Here is a 15,179-nt window from a genome sequence, read left to right as displayed (position 1 = left end):
TACATCACCACACCTTGACCCGCTTGTCCGGGGCCAGGTACAGCTTCTGGCCTTCCTTCACTTCGAACGCCGGGTACCAGGCGTCGATGTTGCGCACGGTCAATGCGCGGAACTGGCCGGGTGCATGCACATCGGTCAGCAGCGAATTGCGCAGCGCCTGCTCGCGGCTCTTGCTGCGCCACGCCTGGGCGAAGCCGAGGAAGAAGCGCTGATCCGGGGTGAAGCCTTCCAGGGTCTGGCCCGGCTTGCCCTGCAGCGACAGCTGGTAAGCGTCGTAGGCGGTACCCAGGCCGGCCACGTCGGCGATGTTCTCGCCCAGGGTCAGCTTGCCGTTCACGTGCACGCCGGGGAACGGCTCGTAGCTGCTGAACTGCGCGGCCAGCGCATCACCGGCAGCATTGAACTGCTTCAGGTCCTCGGCAGTCCACCAGTTGTGCAGCTTGCCGGTCTCGTCGAACAGGGCGCCGGCGTTGTCGAAGCCGTGGCTGATCTCGTGGCCGATCACCGCGCCGATCGCACCGTAGTTCACCGCGTCGTCGGCCGCACCGTCGAAGAACGGCGGCTGCAGGATCGCAGCCGGGAACACCAGGCGGTTTTCCAGCGGCACGTTCATCGCATTGATGGTCTGCGGCAGCATCGCCCACTCGCTGTGGTCGACCGGCTTGCCCAGCTTGGCGATGTTGCGCTGGTACTCGAACAGCTCGGCGCGCTGTGCATTGCCCAGCGGATCATCACGGCGGATCTCAAGGCCGGTGTAGTCGCGCCACTTTTCCGGATAGCCCATGCCCACGGTCAGGCCGTTGACCTTGGCCTTGGCATGCGCCTTGGTCTGCGGCGACATCCACGACAGTGCATCGATGCGCTTGGCGAAGGCGGCGATGATGTTCTTCGCCATCTCGTCCGCACGCTCCTTGGTCTTCGCATCGAAGTGCTTCTCGACGTAGCGCTTGCCGATCGCTTCGCCGACCGCATGGTTGGCATCGTCCACCGCGCGCTTCCAGCGGTCGCTCTGCTGCGGCGTGCCGCTCAGCGCGGTGCCGTGGAAGGCGAAGCGGGCATCGGCGAACTTCTTCGGCAGGTAGGCGGCGGCACGATCCAGCGCGTGGAAGGCCAGGTAGTCCTTCCAGGCGTCCAGCGGCTCGGTGGCGACCAGCCTGGACAGGCCGGCCACGGCCTTGGGCTGCCACACGATGAAGTCCTGCTGGTTACCCAGCGCGGCTGCGTCGAGGAAAGCGTTCCAGTCCATGCCCGGTGCCTTCGCAGCGAAGTCGGCCTGGGTCCACGGATTGGCACCCTTGGTCACGTCGTTGGTTTCTTCCTGGGTGGCGTGCGCCTGCGCGATCTTCGTTTCCAGCGCGAGGATGCGTTGCGCCTTGCCCGCCGGATCGGCGACGCCGGCCAGCTGCAGCATCTGCGCGATGTAGGCCTGGTACTGCTTGCGCAGTTCGGCCATGCGGCCATCGCCCAGGTAGAAATCACGATCGGGCATGCCCAGGCCGCCCTGCACCAGGTACGGCGCGGTGCGGTCCGGCTGCAGCATGTCCACCGACACCCACAGGCCGAACAGGCGGTCGGTGTAGAAGTTGGTGGCGTTGAGCAGGTCGACGTCGGCGCGCAGGTCGCCACCCAGGGCACGGGCCAGCCCGGCCTTGTCGGCGATCGCATCGATGGCCTTCAGCTGCGGCTGCACCGGCGCAAGACCGTGCTGCTCGATGCCGGCTTCGTCCATGTAGGCGGCGTAGTAATCGCCGATCAGCTTGTCGTCACCGCTGGCCTGGGTGTTGCCGGCGGCGCCTTCGAGGATCGCGCGGGTATCGGCCAGGGTCTTCTCGGCGATGACGTTGAAGCTGCCGAAGCGCGAACGATCGGCCGGAATCTCGGTGTTCTTCACCCAGGTGCCGTTGGCGAAGCCGAAGAAATCATCGCCGGCGGCGATGCTGCGGTCCATGCCGCTGGCATCGAAGCCGAAACTGCCCAGCATCGGCTTGGCCGCAGCGGGGGCGGCATCGGCCGGCGCGGTGGCACCGGCGGCCGGGTCGGCCGGGCGGTCACAGGCGGCCAGGGACAGGCTGGCAACGATGGCCAGCGCCAGGGTGGGACGGCGCAGCTTGGACATGGACTTCTCTTGCAGCGGAAAACCCCAAGTCTAATCCGCTCCAGCGCCACTGGCCGCCCCCCTGGGCGGCCCGCCCTGTGCAGGATCTGGCTGAACGCGCAGACGCGATCTTCACGCCGTCACCGGGGTGGTGCATGCTGGACCCTGGAGCCCTGCGCGGACACGGGGAGGTGGCCATGCAGGACGGGGTCAGGCGTCAAGAATGGCGTCCGCCGGCCGTTGAGGTCGGGGACGTGGAGGATTCGTTCGCGCATGAAGCCAGCCGACTGCACAAGGAAGATCAACCGATGCCCGCGCTGAAACGGGCGTTGGCCCGGCCGCTGCGCGCCATCACCTGGGGCGGCGTGCTGCTGGGCGTGCTGCTGGTGGCCGGCCTGACCACCATGCTGGTCAATGACCACCACCGCCGCCTGGAAGCGGCGCAGCGGCAGAGCCGTGCGCTGGCGGTGGGCAGCGAGCGCCTGCTGGCGCTGGAGCTGCGCAACCTGGAACGGGCCATGTCCGGCATCGCCGCCGACGCCGCCGAACTGTTCCGCAGCGTGCCGGCACAGGCGCCGGCCTTGCTGGATGCCTCCATCGGCGGCGTGCTGCGCCGGCATGCCGAGCTGCACAGCATCGTCGTGCTCGACAGCTATGGCCGACCGCTGACGGCCGGCAAGGGCGACCTGCAGCTGCCGCTGTGGACCGACCCGCAGCGCCGCGGCCAGGGCAGCGCGCTGTATATCGGCCCGCCGCAGCGGGCCAGTGATGGCGGCTGGGTGGTCCCGCTGGCGTTGCCGATGGCCGGCGACCGCTGGCTGCTGGCGCGGCTGCGCTGTGGCGAACTGCAGCGCATCGTCGGTGGCCTCGATGTCGGCCCCAACGGACTGGTCTCGATCAGCGATGCCGAGGGCTACATGCTGGCCCGCGTGCCCGATCCGCACGGCACGGTGGGTCGCCGCTATGATCTGCCGCGCCGTGACCTGCTCGGCAAGCAGGCGGTGGTCGAGCTGGGCAGCCTGCCCGGCGCCGTCGACGGCGTGCCGCGCATCATCACCATCAGCACGCTGGAACGCAGCCCGCTGGCGGTGCAGGTCGGCTTGGCCGACGAAGACGTACTGGCGCCGTGGTGGCCGTACCTGCAGGCGTCAGTGGCGATCGTACTGGCCTACATCGCGGTGTTGCTGGTGCTGCTGTACGCGGTGCGCCGCAGCACCCGCAGCCAGCAGGCGATGGCCGAGGAGCTGAAGGCAGGCCACGCCGAGCTGCGCCTTGCACACCAGGTCGGGCGCGTCTGTACCTGGTACGTTGACGAGGACGCCGCACTGCTGCGCTGGTCACCGCTGGCGCGCGAGATCTTCGGGGTGCAGACCGATGCCCTGCCGGTTGCCGATTTCTTTGCACGCGTGCATCGCGATGATGCCGCGCGCCTGCAGCAGGCCTTTGACCAGGCCTTCGCCGGCAGCGCCGTGCTCGACCAGGTGTTCCGCCTGGTACTGCCCGGGGGCGAGGTGCGCTGGGTGGGCGCGCGTGGGCAGCGGGTGGAAGTGGCCGACAGCGAGCGGCGCATGATCGGTGCGCTGACCGACCTGAGCGAGCGCTACCAGGCGCGCGAACAGGTGAGCGAGGTGGAACGCCGCTTCCGCCTGTTGTTCGACCGCAACCCGGCGCCGTTCTGGGTGTTCGACCCGGATACGCTGCGCTTCATCGAGGTCAACGATGCGGCGGTGCGCCAGTACGGCTACAGCCGCGACGAGTTCCTGGCGATGAGCATCCTCGACATCCGCCCGCGCGAAGGCTGGGATGAGGTGAAGGGCGCGATCGCCAAGGCCCGCGTCGGCGAGCTGCAGGACGCCACCGTGCGCCTGCACCGGCGCAAGGACGGCAGCGTGTTCGAAGTGCGCGCCCACCTGTCCAGGCTCGATTTCGACGGACAGCCCGCATGCCTGGTGCTGGCCGAGGATGTCAGCGAACGGTTGGCCTACGAGCGTGACCTGGCCTACCAGGCGCGGCACAACCCGGCCACCGGCCTACTCAACGTGCGCGCCCTGACCGAACAGCTGGACGAGCAGCAGGAGGGCTACACCATCGCCTTCGTGCAGCTGCGCGGCCTGCAGCTGGTGGCCGATACGCTGGGCCGCGAGATCGGCGATGCGGTGCTGCAGTCGATGGCGACCCGGCTCGGTGGCCTGGGCGCGCGCTGCGGCACGCTGGCATTCCAGCCGGCGGAAGACTTCGTGTTCGCCATCGGTGCCGAGCACGATACCCAGCGCGTGCTGGACGACCTGCTGCAGATCGTGTCGGCGCCGATGCGCGGCAAGGATTCGCTGCACCAGTTCGAGCCACGCATCGGCGTGGCCGTGCACATCGCCGGTGACGGCCACAGCGCCGAGCAGGTGATCGGCATGGCTGCACAGGCCGCGCACGCGGCGCGCGCCGAAGGCAACGTGGTGGTCTGGTTCGACGCGGCGGTGACCACGCGGTTGGCCGACCGCCTGCGCCTGGCCGGGCGCATCCACGCCGCCATCGACAACGAGTTCCAGCTGTACTTCCAGCCGATCCGGCATGCCAGCGATGGCAGCCCGGCGGCGCTGGAGGCCCTGCTGCGCTGGCCGCAGGCCGACGGCAGCTTCATTCCGCCCAACGAGTTCATCCAGCTGTGCGAGGACACCGGGCTGATCCTGGCGCTGGGCCGCTGGGTGATCCGCGCGGCGGCGAAGGCGCAGCGCCGACTGGTCGAGGCCGGTTGGGGTGAGCTGCCGATCGCGGTCAATGTATCGGCGGTGCAGTTCTTCAACAGCGACCTGGTGGCCGAGTTCACCCGTGCCCAGCAGGAGTTCGGGCTGGCCCGCGGTGCGCTGCACGTGGAGCTGACCGAGAGCAGCCTGATGCGCAAGCCGGCGCAGGCGATGCAGACCATGCAGCGCCTGCACGAGCAGGGCATCAGCGTGTCGCTGGATGATTTCGGTACCGGCTATTCCAGCATGTCGTACCTGCAGCACCTGCCGCTGGACATCCTGAAGATCGACCGCAGCTTCGTCGCCGACGTGGAAACCAATCCACGCAATGCCTCGATCTGCCGCGCACTGCTGTCACTGGGCCACAGCATGGGCCTGACCATCATCGCCGAGGGCGTGGAAACGCCGGGGCAGCTGGACTGGCTGGCTGCGCACGGCTGTGACCAGGTGCAGGGCTATCTGTTGGGGCGGCCGGCGCCGCTGGAACGGATCATCGACGCGCTGGATGAAGTGGCCGCCTAAGTGGTAGTGCCGGCCGCTGGCCGGCATTCGCCCAGGACCGGGATGTGTCGCATTGCCGGCCAGCGGCCGGCACTACCGGCAGACGCCAGACTCGGCTATACCCCGGCTTCCACCAGATGGTCGATGAAACTGCGCACCTTCGGTGCCAGGTGGCTGCGGCTGGTATAGACCGCGAAGATGCCGATCGGCGAGGCCTCCCATTCCGGTAGCACGCGCACCAGGCGGCCATCGGCCAGCGCGTCTTCCAGCAGGAAGTCGGGCTGCAGGATCACGCCCATGCCGGCGATCGCCGCTTCGCGCAGCACGTCGCCGTTGTTGGCGTGCAGCAGGCTGCTCACCGAGACCTTTACTTCGCCGCCCGGCCCCTGCAGCGGCCAATGGTCACCGGCGGCCCAGTAGCTGTAGCTCAGGCAGGCGTGGGCCTGCAGCTCCTGCGGCGTCTGTGGCGTACCGCGTGCGGCCAGGTAGGCCGGCGCGGCGCACAGGCTCACCCGCGATTCGCCCAGGCGGCGCGCGATCAACGTCGGCCCGGGCTCGCGGGTGATGCGGATGGCCACGTCGTAGCCTTCCTCGACCATGTCCACCAGTCGGTCGGACAGGGCCAGGTCCAATTCCACCTGCGGGTAGCGTTCGCGGTAGCTGGCCAGCAACGGGCCGAGGCGGGCGATGCCCCAGCTGACCGGTGCGTTGATGCGTAACGTGCCGGAGGGCTCCAGCGCCTGCGCACCGATGCTGGCCTCCAGTGCATCGAACTCGGCCAGCAGGCGCACGCACTGGGCGTAGTAGGCCGCGCCGGCACTGGTAGGGCTGACCCGCCGCGTGGTGCGGTGGAGCAGGCGTGTGGACAGGCGCTTTTCCAGCGCGGCGACCTGGCGGGTGACGCCGGCGGTGGACATGTCCAGGGCCTGGGCGGCGGCACTGAAGCCGTTGCGCTCGACCACCGTCACGAACACGCGCATCGCCTCGAGGGTGTCCATTGTTGCGCCTTTTGAAATAAATACGGTCAATCCATCGTATTTATTGGCTCGCGAAGGCGCAATAACCTGTGCCCACTCCCTTCAAGGTGTTTCCCCATGCACACCACGACCGCTCCTGTTTCGCCGCTGGCCCCGTACGGCGCCACCCTGCTGCGCCTGGCCCTGGGTGTGCTGTTCCTTGTCCATGCGCTGACCAAGCTGCTGGTATTCACCCCGGCCGGTACGGCGGCGTTCTTCGAGTCTCTGGGCCTGCCCGGTGTGCTCGGCTACCTCACCATCGGCGTCGAGCTGGTGATCACCGTCGCGCTGCTGCTGGGCATTTACGCGCGCTGGGTGGGCCTGGTCGGCGTGCCGCTGCTGCTGGGCACCATCGTCACCGTGCATGGTGCCAACGGCTTCGGTTTCGCCAATGCCGGCGGCGGCTGGGAATACCCGGCGTTCTGGGCACTGGCGCTGGTGGTGCTGTTCCTGGTCGGCGACGGCAAGTGGACCCTGCGTTCGCGCTGATCGCCGCCTGACCCTGCAACTGGAGGATTCCATGTCCCGCCTGCCTTCGCTGTACATCTCCCATGGTTCGCCGATGACCGCCCTGCATCCGGGCCAGGTCGGCGTGCGCCTGGCCGAGCTGGCGCGCGACCTGCCGACGCCGCGCGCCATCGTGATGGCCTCGGCGCACTGGCTGGGCCGGCAGCCGCTGGTCGGCGCGCATCCGCAGCCACCGACGATCCACGACTTCGGCGGCTTCCCGCGCGCGCTGTTCGAACTGCAGTACCCGGCGCCGGGCGATCCGGCGCTGGCCGAAGAGGTGGCCGGCCGCATCGCCGCCGCTGGCCTGCCGGTGGCACTCGACCCGCAGCGTGGCCTCGACCACGGTGCCTGGGTGCCGCTGCGGCTGCTGCGCCCGCAGGCCGACATCCCGGTGGTGCCGGTGTCGATCCAGCCGATGCTCGGCCCCGAGCACCAGTTCGCGCTCGGCCGCGCGCTGGCACCGCTGCGCGAGCAGGGCGTGCTGCTGGTCGGCTCGGGCAGCATCACCCACAACCTGCACGACTGGGGCGACTACCAGGACGGCAAGGAAGCGCCGTACGTGCGGCCCTTCATCGAGTGGGTGGAGCAGCGCCTGGCCGCCGATGACCGCCAGGCCCTGCTGGATTACCGCCGGCAGGCACCGTTCGCCGAACGTGCGCACCCGACCGACGAGCACCTGCTGCCGCTGTTCTTCGCGATGGGCGCGGCCGGCGAGGGCGGCTTCGGTGCACGCCGCATCGACGCCGGTATCGATGCTGGCTTCCTCGCCATGGATCTGTACCGCTTCGACGGGGCATGAGCCGGGGCTGACGCGCGGCGGCCCCGGCCGTCGCGGTCATGGCCGCATGTGGTAGTTTTTTCCGGGTTTCCGGCGCTGGCCCTCGAGCCTCCCCGCGCGCCGCTTCCTGGAAGAAGCATGCATACCATTGAAGTCGTCCTGGCGATGCTGGTGGCCGTTGTCGCCAGCGGCTATCTGGTTCGCGTCCTCCCGTTCTCGTTGCCGCTGCCGCTGGTGCAGATCGGCCTGGGCGCGGTGATCGCCGGCGTGTTCAACCGCGGCCATGCGCTGGAGCCGGAGGTGTTCTTCCTGCTGTTCCTGCCACCGCTGCTGTTCCTGGATGGCTGGCGCATCCCCAAGCAGGGCCTGTTCCGCGACAAGGGCGCGATCCTCGAACTGGCGTTCGGCCTGGTGGTGTTCACCGTGATCGGCGCCGGCCTGCTGATCCACTGGATGATTCCGGTGATGCCGCTGGCGGTGTGCTTCGCGCTGGCGGCCATCGTCTCGCCGACCGACCCGGTGGCGGTCGGGGCAATCGCCTCCAAGGCACCGATCCCGAAGCGACTGATGCACATCCTGGAAGGCGAGTCGCTGCTCAATGATGCGTCCGGCCTGGTCTGCTTCCGCTTCGCAGTGGCGGCGGTGATGACCGGCTCCTTCTCGCTGGCCACGGCCTCGCTGACCTTCCTGTGGGTGGCGGTGGCCGGCCTTGCCGTGGGCGTGGCGGTCACCCTCGGCGTGTCCACGTTCCAGCGCTGGTTGTGGCGCCGCTTCGGCGAAGAGCCGGGTGCCGCGATGCTGGTCAACCTGCTGATCCCGTTCGCGGCCTATCTGCTGGCCGAAGAAATCCATGCCTCGGGCATCCTCGCCGCGGTCGCCGCCGGTATCGCGATGAGCTACGTCGAGCTGACCGGCCGTGTTTCCGGCAGCATGCGCGTGCAGCGTGCGGGGGTCTGGAACATGCTGCAGTTCAGCTTCAACGGCATCATGTTCGTGCTGCTGGGCGAGCAGTTGCCGGGCATCGTCGAGCGCGCCACCACCACCATGAACGAGTCCGGCCACCAGAGTGCGTGGTGGCTGGTGGTGTACGTGGTGGTGATCAACCTGGCGTTGATCACCTTGCGCCTGCTGTGGGTATGGCTGTCGCTGCGCTGGAACCTGTTGCGCGCGCGCCGCCGCGGCCTGGAGCGGGGCGAGGCACCGAACTGGCGCATCGTGGTGGCGACCTCGGTGGCCGGCGTGCGCGGCGCGATCACCCTGGCCGGTGTGTTGACGCTGCCGCTGTTCCTGCCCGATGGCAGTGCGTTCCCGGCGCGCGACCTGGTGATCTTCCTGGCGGCGGCGGTGATCCTGTTCTCGCTGATCGGCGCCAGCGTGGCGCTGCCGCAGCTGCTGAAGGGCCTGCAGCTGCCAGCCGATTCGGGCGAGCGCAAGGAAGAGGACCTGGCACGCAAGCTGTCCTCCAAGGCCGCGCTGGCCGGGGTCGAACGCATGCGCCAGCAGCTGGTGATGAACCAGAACACCGAGAACGTGCAGCTGTACAACGACGCCGCCTCGCGGGTGAGCCTGCTGTACCAGCGGCATCTGGAGAAGGACAACGACGGGCCCGACGTGGACCCGGAGAAAGTGCGGCGCATGGAGCTGGGTTACCGCCAGCTGCGCAGCGCAGGCCTGAATGCCGAGCGCGAAGAACTGTTCCGGCTGACCCGGCGCGGAGTGATCTCCGACGAGATCTCGCGGCGCCTGATCCGCAACCTGGACCTGCTGGAATCGCGCAAGCGCGAATGACGCTGTGGTCGGGTACCGTTGATCGGGGTCAGCTCCCTTTCCGCAGGAAAGGGAGCTGACCCCAGGATCCGGGAGCCGTGCTTATTCCGGCTTCGTTTCCAGGAAATACGCCTCGACCTTGCCCTTGACCTTGATGGTCATCGGGTTGCCGCGGCGGTCGCGGGCCTTGCCGGCCTGCACGCGGATCCAGCCTTCGCTGACCGAGTATTCCTCGACGTTGTCGCGCTCGACGTCGTTGAAACGCACACCGACGCCGCGCTCCAGCGCCTGCGCATCATGGAAGGGGCTGGCCGGGTTGATCGCCAGGTGGTCGGGAGGGGTATCGCTCATCGCTTCATTCACAGTGACGGCCACCAAGGCCGGCTTCAGCGGCACAGGATAAACCGTAGAATGCCGGCCTGCCCCAGAGGAAGTTCCGCCATGCCCGACAACAGCGACTATTTCGACTTCGAGGAAGACATCCACGACTTCGACGAGGAGGGCTTCGAGGCGCGGGTCTGGAACCTGCTGGTGCTGATCAACCCGGGCGACGAAGAGCTGGCCCTGCAGCAGTTCAACCGCTGGCGCGAGCACCTGTCCGAGGACGGGCAGCCGCTGGAAGCGGACAGCGACTGGCTGCCGGCGCTGTTCACGGCCATTGCCTGGCAGTCCGGTTTCGAGGTCGAGCGTGACGACCTGGAATCGCTGCAGTCGGCGGTGAACGAGCTGTCGGCACGCTTCAACCTGCAGCTGGACTGGGGCGGCGACCTGGACGACGAGGACTTCACCGAAGACCTGGACGGCGTGCAGCTGATGTCCACCGCCTTCGACCGCCTGCGCGAGCACAACTACACGCTGTGGAGCGTGGATGCCGGCAGCGACGGCTTCACCGGCGTGATGGCGCTGACCCGCGACGACGACGCGATGCTGGCGCTGTGCTCGCTGCTGAACGTGGAAATCCGGCTGGGCAGCGACCCGTTCTGAGCAGGGCAGGTGGGTGCGGAGCCCGCCTATGGGGGATGCCAACCTTGCTCGGCATGCCCTGTGCCTGATGTGCGGACCAAGGTCCGCACCCACCACAGCAAGTGGTAGCCCCACCCAGCACAGCAAGCGGTAGCCACCCACGCCTGCCTACGGCCGGTATTGCGCCCTGGCGTTGGCGATCACTGCTTTGACCAGCTCGCGGTCGGCGTGCCGGGAAATCGCCCGCGCACCGAGCGCGATCGCCTGCGCGCGCAGCTCGGCGGTGACATCGTAGTGGGCGCCGCTGGCCTTGTTCTGGAAGGCCCGCGGGGGAATGCCGAGCTGCGCCGCCATCGCGTGCAGCTCGGCCAGGGTGTCGGCCATCAGGTGCGCCCAGCGCTGTCCGCGCCAGGGATGCACCGCGTCATCGACGTAGACCGTCACCGCCGCGGCCGGTTCAGGCCTGCGGCTTGCTGTCGCTGTCAGCGGCCGGGGTGGCCTCGGCAGCGGCGTCTTCGGCCACGTCGCCCTCGGCGGCTTCGCCTTCCTCGCCCTCTGCAGCGTCGACGCCTTCGAACTCGGCGACCAGCTTGTCCAGGTACTCGTCAGCGGTCTGCTCGGATTCGGCGGCCAGGGTGTCCAGCAGCTTCTGCAGCAGTTCGGAGTATTCCAGGTTGACCTTGCGGCCTTCCTTCTCCTGCACGTTGGCCAGGTGCTTGAGCATGGCCAGCATCGGCACCGGATTCTCGGCGTTGCCCATGGTCTGGCCGCCGATGGCCAGCAGCCACTCACGGCCCTGCAGGCCGATGGCCGCAACCACCTGGCCGTCTTCGTTGGTCAGCACGGCATGGTTCTGCACCTGCTGCTGGGCGTTCAGGCGGAGGAACGGGCGCTTGGCCTGCTGCTTCTTGCGCTTGTCGCGCTTGGCCTTGGAGTTCTGGGACATGGGGTGGGGTCACCTGGAAACGGAAAGACCGCCATTGTAGCGGCCGCGTGCAGGCGGGGTCAGATCCCTTTCCCATGGAAAGGGATCTGACCCCGATTCAGCGCGCCGGCCCCTGCGCGGCCTGCACGTCCGGGTCGGCGGCGGGGGCCGACAGCCCCACCTGCGGGCCGGCACCGGCCAGGGCGGCTGCTTCGGCGGCCTGGGTCATCACCACGATGCTGATGCGGCGGTTGATCGGGTTCTGCGGGTCGGCCTTGTCGAACAGCACCGACGACGACAGGCCGACCACGCGGGTAATCTTGCTGTCCTCCAGGCCGCCGTCCACCAGCGCGCGGCGTGCGGCGTTGGCACGATCGGCGCTCAGTTCCCAGTTGCCGTAGCCGCGCGCAGCCGAATAGGCGGTGATGTCGGTGTGGCCGGTCAGGCTGATCCGGTTCGGCACGTGGTTCAGGTAGTTGGCCAGCTCGTGCAGGATCTGCTGCGTGTACGGCTTCAGCGTGGCGCTGCCGAGGTCGAACATCGGCCGGTTCTGCTTGTCCACGATCTGGATGCGCAGGCCTTCCGGGGTCAGGTCCAGCAGCAGCTGGTCCTTGAACGGCTCCAGTGCCTGGCTCTTGCTGATCGCTTCCTGCAGTTCCTTCATCAGTGCTTCCAGCTGCTGCTTGTCGCGCTGCTGCTGGTCCACCGGCTGCGGCACCGCTTCCTTCTGGTTCTGGAAGGGATCGTTGCTGCTGCCCCGCGAGATGTCGGTGGCACCACCCAGCTTGATCATCGAGGTGCTGGCGCCGCCCGGGCCGGCCATGCCGGGCGCCGGCGTGGCGTTCTGCCCGCTCAGCGGGCTGGGGTTGCGGAAGTACTCGGAAATGGCCGCACGGTCGTTCTTGTTGGTCGTGGCCATCAGCCACAGCACCAGGAAGAACGCCATCATCGCGGTCACGAAGTCGGCATAGGCCACCTTCCACGAGCCGCCATGATGGGCGGCGTGGCCGGTCTTCTTGACCCGGCGGACGATGACGGTGGGCTTGGTCTCGGCCATGGCTTACTTGACCGTCTTCAGGTGCTGCTCGAAATCGGAGAAGGCCGGACGCACGTTCGACGGCAGCGTCTTGCGGGCGAATTCCAGCGCGATCTTCGGGTTGTAGCCACGCAGGCAGGCCAGCAGGGCGGTCTTCACCGATTCGTAGATGCGGCTGTCCTGCTCGGCGCGCGCTTCCATGGCGGCGGCCATCGGGCCGACGAAGCCGTAACCCAGCAGGATGCCGAGGAAGGTGCCGACCAGCGCGCCGGCCACGTGGCCGCCGACCTCGACGATGTCGCCGCCGATCGAGCCCATGGTGATGACGATGCCGAGCACCGCCGCGACGATGCCGAAACCGGGCAGTCCGTCGGCGACCTTGGTCAGTACCTGCGACGGTGCCATCGCCTCGGCATGGTGCTTTTCCAGCTCCAGTTCCAGCAGCGGCTCCAGCTCGTGCGGCTCGATGTTGCTGCCGATCATCAGGCGCAGGCAGTCGGTGATGAAGTCGATCAGGTGGTGATCGGCCTGCACCTTGGGGTAGTTGCCGAACAGCGCGCTCTCGGCCGGGCGCTCCACATGGTCTTCCAGCGCCATGAAGCCTTCGCGGCGGGCCTTGTTGAGCAGTTCATAGAGCAGGCTGAGCACATCGATGTAGTCCTGCTGCTTGTAGCGCGGGCCCTTGAACACGCCGACCATGGCCTGCAGGGTCTGCTTGACCGTCTTGGCCGGGGTGCCGACCAGGAAGGCGCCGAGTGCGGCGCCGCCGATGATGACCAGTTCGTAGGGCTGCCAGAGGGCACCCAGGCGGCCGTGGGCACCGAGGTAGCCCCCGATCACGCTGATGATGACGACCAGGAATCCAACGATGATGAGCATGGGGCAACGCAAGGAGAGGGGATATCTCCTTGTCGGCCCGTCCCCCGGTTTTCTGAAGAGGGAATTCTGTGAAATCGGTCAGCGGGGTGTTTCAGCCCGCCACGCCGCTTTCTGCGCCGCCACGCTGCAACGGGTCGGGCCAGGGCTCGCCATTGCCGGTGAACGAAAGTGAGACGGAGTTCAGGCAGTGGCGCTCGTAGGTGGGCGGCGGGCCGTCCGGGAACACGTGGCCCAGGTGGCTGCCGCAGCGCGCGCAGGTGATCTCGGTGCGCACCATGCCATGGCTGGTATCGCGGATCTCGCGCACGTGCGCCGGGTCGAACGGGGCGAAGAAGCTGGGCCAGCCGGTACCGGAATCGAACTTGGTGCTGGAGCGGAACAGCGGCAGCGCACACAGCCGGCAGCAGTAGACGCCCTCGCGCTTGTTGTCGAGGAACACCCCGCAGAATGGCGCTTCGGTGCCGTGCTGCAGCAGCACGCGGCGCTCTTCGCTCCTGAGGCCGGCAATCAGCGCCTCGGTCTGGGTGGCGGTGGGGGGCGTCAGGTCGAAGGCAGTCATGCCGGCTCTCCGTGGGGTCGATGGCCTGGGGATGCCGGAAAACGTGGGGGTGCCGGCGCGCGCTTGCAAGTGTGACGGCCGTTCATGGGCGGCACACAGGTACAGGCGCAAGGTGAATGTGATCCACGCCGGAGCGTGCCATGAAACCGACCCTTCCCCTGCTGTTGATGGCCCTGTTGCCCGCATTGGCGCTGGCCCAGGTGCCTACCGCCGACCCCACCGCCACCCGCAGTGCGACCACCGTGGCACCGGCGCCGGTGGTACCGCCGCCGCAGGCCGCCCGCCCGCAGCCGCAGGTGTTGCCGTCGCCGCAGCCGGCGCAGCCGATCAGGTCCACCGGTCCTGCCCAGGTCGCGCCGGCGTCGGTACCGAAGCCGGCCGACAAGGTCTATGACCGCAATGGCCGCATCGTGCCTGGCGTGCGCCCGGCCGGCCCCAACCGCGTGTTCGATTCACGCACCGGCCGCTATTACGACAGCGTGCCGGCCGGCGACGGCCAGCAGATCAAGCGCTGACCTCGGGTGCCAGGCAAGGTTGGCAGCGACTGCGCGCCGTGCGGGCTGAACGCACGAAAACGGCTTCCTGCCAATCACTGCTTTTTCGCCTGCGATTAACCGTTCCGGGACCACCGTGGCCCTGCGCCGGCATCCCGCCGCCGCATGTCCTTCGTCCACTGGATCGCGATCATGAAAAACCAGCAGAACCGTCATCCCGGCAAGGAACCGCAGGGCCGCAACCCGCAGCAGCAACAGCAGCAACAGCAGCAACAGCAGCAACAGCAGCAGATGGAGCCGCAGCAGCCGCACAAGGGTGGCAAGCAGCAGGAACAGCGCTCGCAGAAGCACCCGCAGCAGCGCTGACGGAATCGGGGTCAGAGGCCGCGTTGCGGGATCTGACCCCAACCCTTTCCGGTCTCAATCCGGAATCGGCAGGCTCAGCGTCTCCTTCACCTCTTCCATCACGATGTAGCTCTTCGACTCACGCACATGCGGCAGTGTCAGCAAGGTGCTGCCGAGCAGCTTGCGGTAGGAGGCCATCTCGCTGATCCGCGCCTTCAGCAGGTAATCGAAGTCGCCCGAGACCAGATGGCACTCCAGCACGTTGGGCAGCTTAAGGGCGGCGCGCCGGAACTCCTCGAAGATGTCACCGGACTTGTAGGCCAGGCTGATCTCCACGAACACCAGCAGGCTGGCCTTCACCGCCGCCGGGTCCAGGTGGGCGTGGTAGCCGGTGATCACCGCTTCGCGCTCGAGCCGGCGCACGCGCTCGGTGCACGGGGTGGTCGACAGGCCGACCCGCTCACCCAATTCGGTGAAGGAAATACGGCCCTCGGCCTGCAGGATGCGCAGGATCTTGCGGTCGATCTTGTCCAGTTCGCGGGTACGGGTGGCCATGGCCGTCAACCTTGGGGA

The 15,179-nt window shown here is 68.0% G+C and carries 16 protein-coding genes; 7 read left to right on the top strand and 9 right to left on the bottom strand.

Going from position 1 to position 15,179, the window contains the following annotated elements; genetic code table 11:
• Positions 1-4 precede the first annotated feature (4 nt).
• Positions 5-2,116 carry a M13 family metallopeptidase gene (locus ACXI0D_RS09675; RefSeq protein ID WP_014035827.1) on the bottom strand — a complete coding sequence of 704 codons (2,112 nt, stop codon included), beginning with the start codon at positions 2,114-2,116 and terminating at the stop codon, positions 5-7.
• 176 nt (positions 2,117-2,292) lie between these two features.
• Here ACXI0D_RS09675 and ACXI0D_RS09670 point away from each other — a divergent pair, with 176 nt between their 5' ends.
• Positions 2,293-5,355, top strand: a complete 3,063-nt coding sequence (locus ACXI0D_RS09670) for a bifunctional diguanylate cyclase/phosphodiesterase (protein WP_119007522.1) — start codon at positions 2,293-2,295, stop codon at positions 5,353-5,355.
• A gap of 95 nt (positions 5,356-5,450) precedes the next feature.
• Here ACXI0D_RS09670 and ACXI0D_RS09665 read toward each other — a convergent pair whose 3' ends face one another.
• Positions 5,451-6,332 (bottom strand): LysR family transcriptional regulator, encoded by an 882-nt coding sequence (locus ACXI0D_RS09665; protein ID WP_479642522.1) that lies wholly within the window; start codon positions 6,330-6,332, stop codon positions 5,451-5,453.
• A gap of 96 nt (positions 6,333-6,428) precedes the next feature.
• Here ACXI0D_RS09665 and ACXI0D_RS09660 point away from each other — a divergent pair, with 96 nt between their 5' ends.
• From ACXI0D_RS09660 to ACXI0D_RS09650, 3 genes are all read left to right on the top strand, one after another.
• Entirely contained in the window at positions 6,429-6,839 is a 411-nt protein-coding gene (locus ACXI0D_RS09660; protein WP_075675478.1) for a DoxX family protein, read from the top strand.
• A gap of 31 nt (positions 6,840-6,870) precedes the next feature.
• On the top strand, positions 6,871-7,659 hold the full coding sequence (locus ACXI0D_RS09655) for a dioxygenase family protein (protein WP_049424806.1): 789 nt from the start codon (positions 6,871-6,873) through the stop codon (positions 7,657-7,659).
• 117 nt (positions 7,660-7,776) lie between these two features.
• A complete protein-coding gene (locus ACXI0D_RS09650; protein WP_014035832.1) occupies positions 7,777-9,426 on the top strand; it encodes a Na+/H+ antiporter in 1,650 nt (549 codons plus the stop codon).
• Positions 9,427-9,507: 81 nt separating this feature from the next.
• Here ACXI0D_RS09650 and ACXI0D_RS09645 read toward each other — a convergent pair whose 3' ends face one another.
• A complete protein-coding gene (locus ACXI0D_RS09645; protein ID WP_012509930.1) occupies positions 9,508-9,756 on the bottom strand; it encodes a DUF3297 family protein in 249 nt (82 codons plus the stop codon).
• Positions 9,757-9,846: 90 nt separating this feature from the next.
• Between ACXI0D_RS09645 and ACXI0D_RS09640 the strand changes: the two genes are divergently transcribed.
• Positions 9,847-10,389 (top strand): DUF6630 family protein, encoded by a 543-nt coding sequence (locus ACXI0D_RS09640; protein WP_075675476.1) that lies wholly within the window; start codon positions 9,847-9,849, stop codon positions 10,387-10,389.
• 147 nt (positions 10,390-10,536) lie between these two features.
• Here the strand turns inward: ACXI0D_RS09640 and ACXI0D_RS09635 are convergent, their stop codons facing one another.
• The 5 genes from ACXI0D_RS09635 to msrB form a co-directional block, all read right to left on the bottom strand.
• The gene (locus ACXI0D_RS09635; RefSeq protein WP_004153991.1) at positions 10,537-10,812 is read right to left on the bottom strand and encodes a DUF4031 domain-containing protein; all 276 of its coding nucleotides are present in this window, start codon (positions 10,810-10,812) and stop codon (positions 10,537-10,539) included.
• Between the two features lie 13 nt (positions 10,813-10,825).
• Positions 10,826-11,314 carry a hypothetical protein gene (locus ACXI0D_RS09630; RefSeq protein WP_014035836.1) on the bottom strand — a complete coding sequence of 163 codons (489 nt, stop codon included), beginning with the start codon at positions 11,312-11,314 and terminating at the stop codon, positions 10,826-10,828.
• A 97-nt stretch (positions 11,315-11,411) separates the two neighbouring features.
• Positions 11,412-12,350 (bottom strand): flagellar motor protein MotB, encoded by a 939-nt coding sequence (motB, locus tag ACXI0D_RS09625; protein WP_101764865.1) that lies wholly within the window; start codon positions 12,348-12,350, stop codon positions 11,412-11,414.
• A 3-nt stretch (positions 12,351-12,353) separates the two neighbouring features.
• Complete coding sequence (gene motA, locus ACXI0D_RS09620) at positions 12,354-13,208, bottom strand: flagellar motor stator protein MotA (RefSeq protein WP_005407915.1); 855 nt, start codon at positions 13,206-13,208, stop codon at positions 12,354-12,356.
• 91 nt (positions 13,209-13,299) lie between these two features.
• Positions 13,300-13,767 carry a peptide-methionine (R)-S-oxide reductase MsrB gene (gene msrB / locus ACXI0D_RS09615; RefSeq protein ID WP_479642521.1) on the bottom strand — a complete coding sequence of 156 codons (468 nt, stop codon included), beginning with the start codon at positions 13,765-13,767 and terminating at the stop codon, positions 13,300-13,302.
• Between the two features lie 140 nt (positions 13,768-13,907).
• Here msrB and ACXI0D_RS09610 point away from each other — a divergent pair, with 140 nt between their 5' ends.
• Together ACXI0D_RS09610 and ACXI0D_RS09605 are read left to right on the top strand one after the other, a co-directional pair.
• Positions 13,908-14,282: a classical arabinogalactan protein 4 gene (locus ACXI0D_RS09610; protein ID WP_479642520.1), complete on the top strand. Its 375-nt coding sequence runs from the start codon at positions 13,908-13,910 to the stop codon at positions 14,280-14,282.
• A 144-nt stretch (positions 14,283-14,426) separates the two neighbouring features.
• Positions 14,427-14,627, top strand: a complete 201-nt coding sequence (locus tag ACXI0D_RS09605) for a hypothetical protein (RefSeq protein ID WP_049463463.1) — start codon at positions 14,427-14,429, stop codon at positions 14,625-14,627.
• Between the two features lie 54 nt (positions 14,628-14,681).
• On the opposite strand, the gene ACXI0D_RS09600 is transcribed toward ACXI0D_RS09605, so the two are convergent.
• The gene (locus ACXI0D_RS09600; RefSeq protein ID WP_004140558.1) at positions 14,682-15,161 is read right to left on the bottom strand and encodes an Lrp/AsnC ligand binding domain-containing protein; all 480 of its coding nucleotides are present in this window, start codon (positions 15,159-15,161) and stop codon (positions 14,682-14,684) included.
• Between the last annotated feature and the right edge of the window lie 18 nt (positions 15,162-15,179).

Source organism: Stenotrophomonas sp. C9D9 (genome assembly GCF_056491205.1).
The sequence above is the reverse complement of the archived record's forward strand: the minus strand, read 5'-3'. Positions and strand labels throughout refer to the sequence as shown.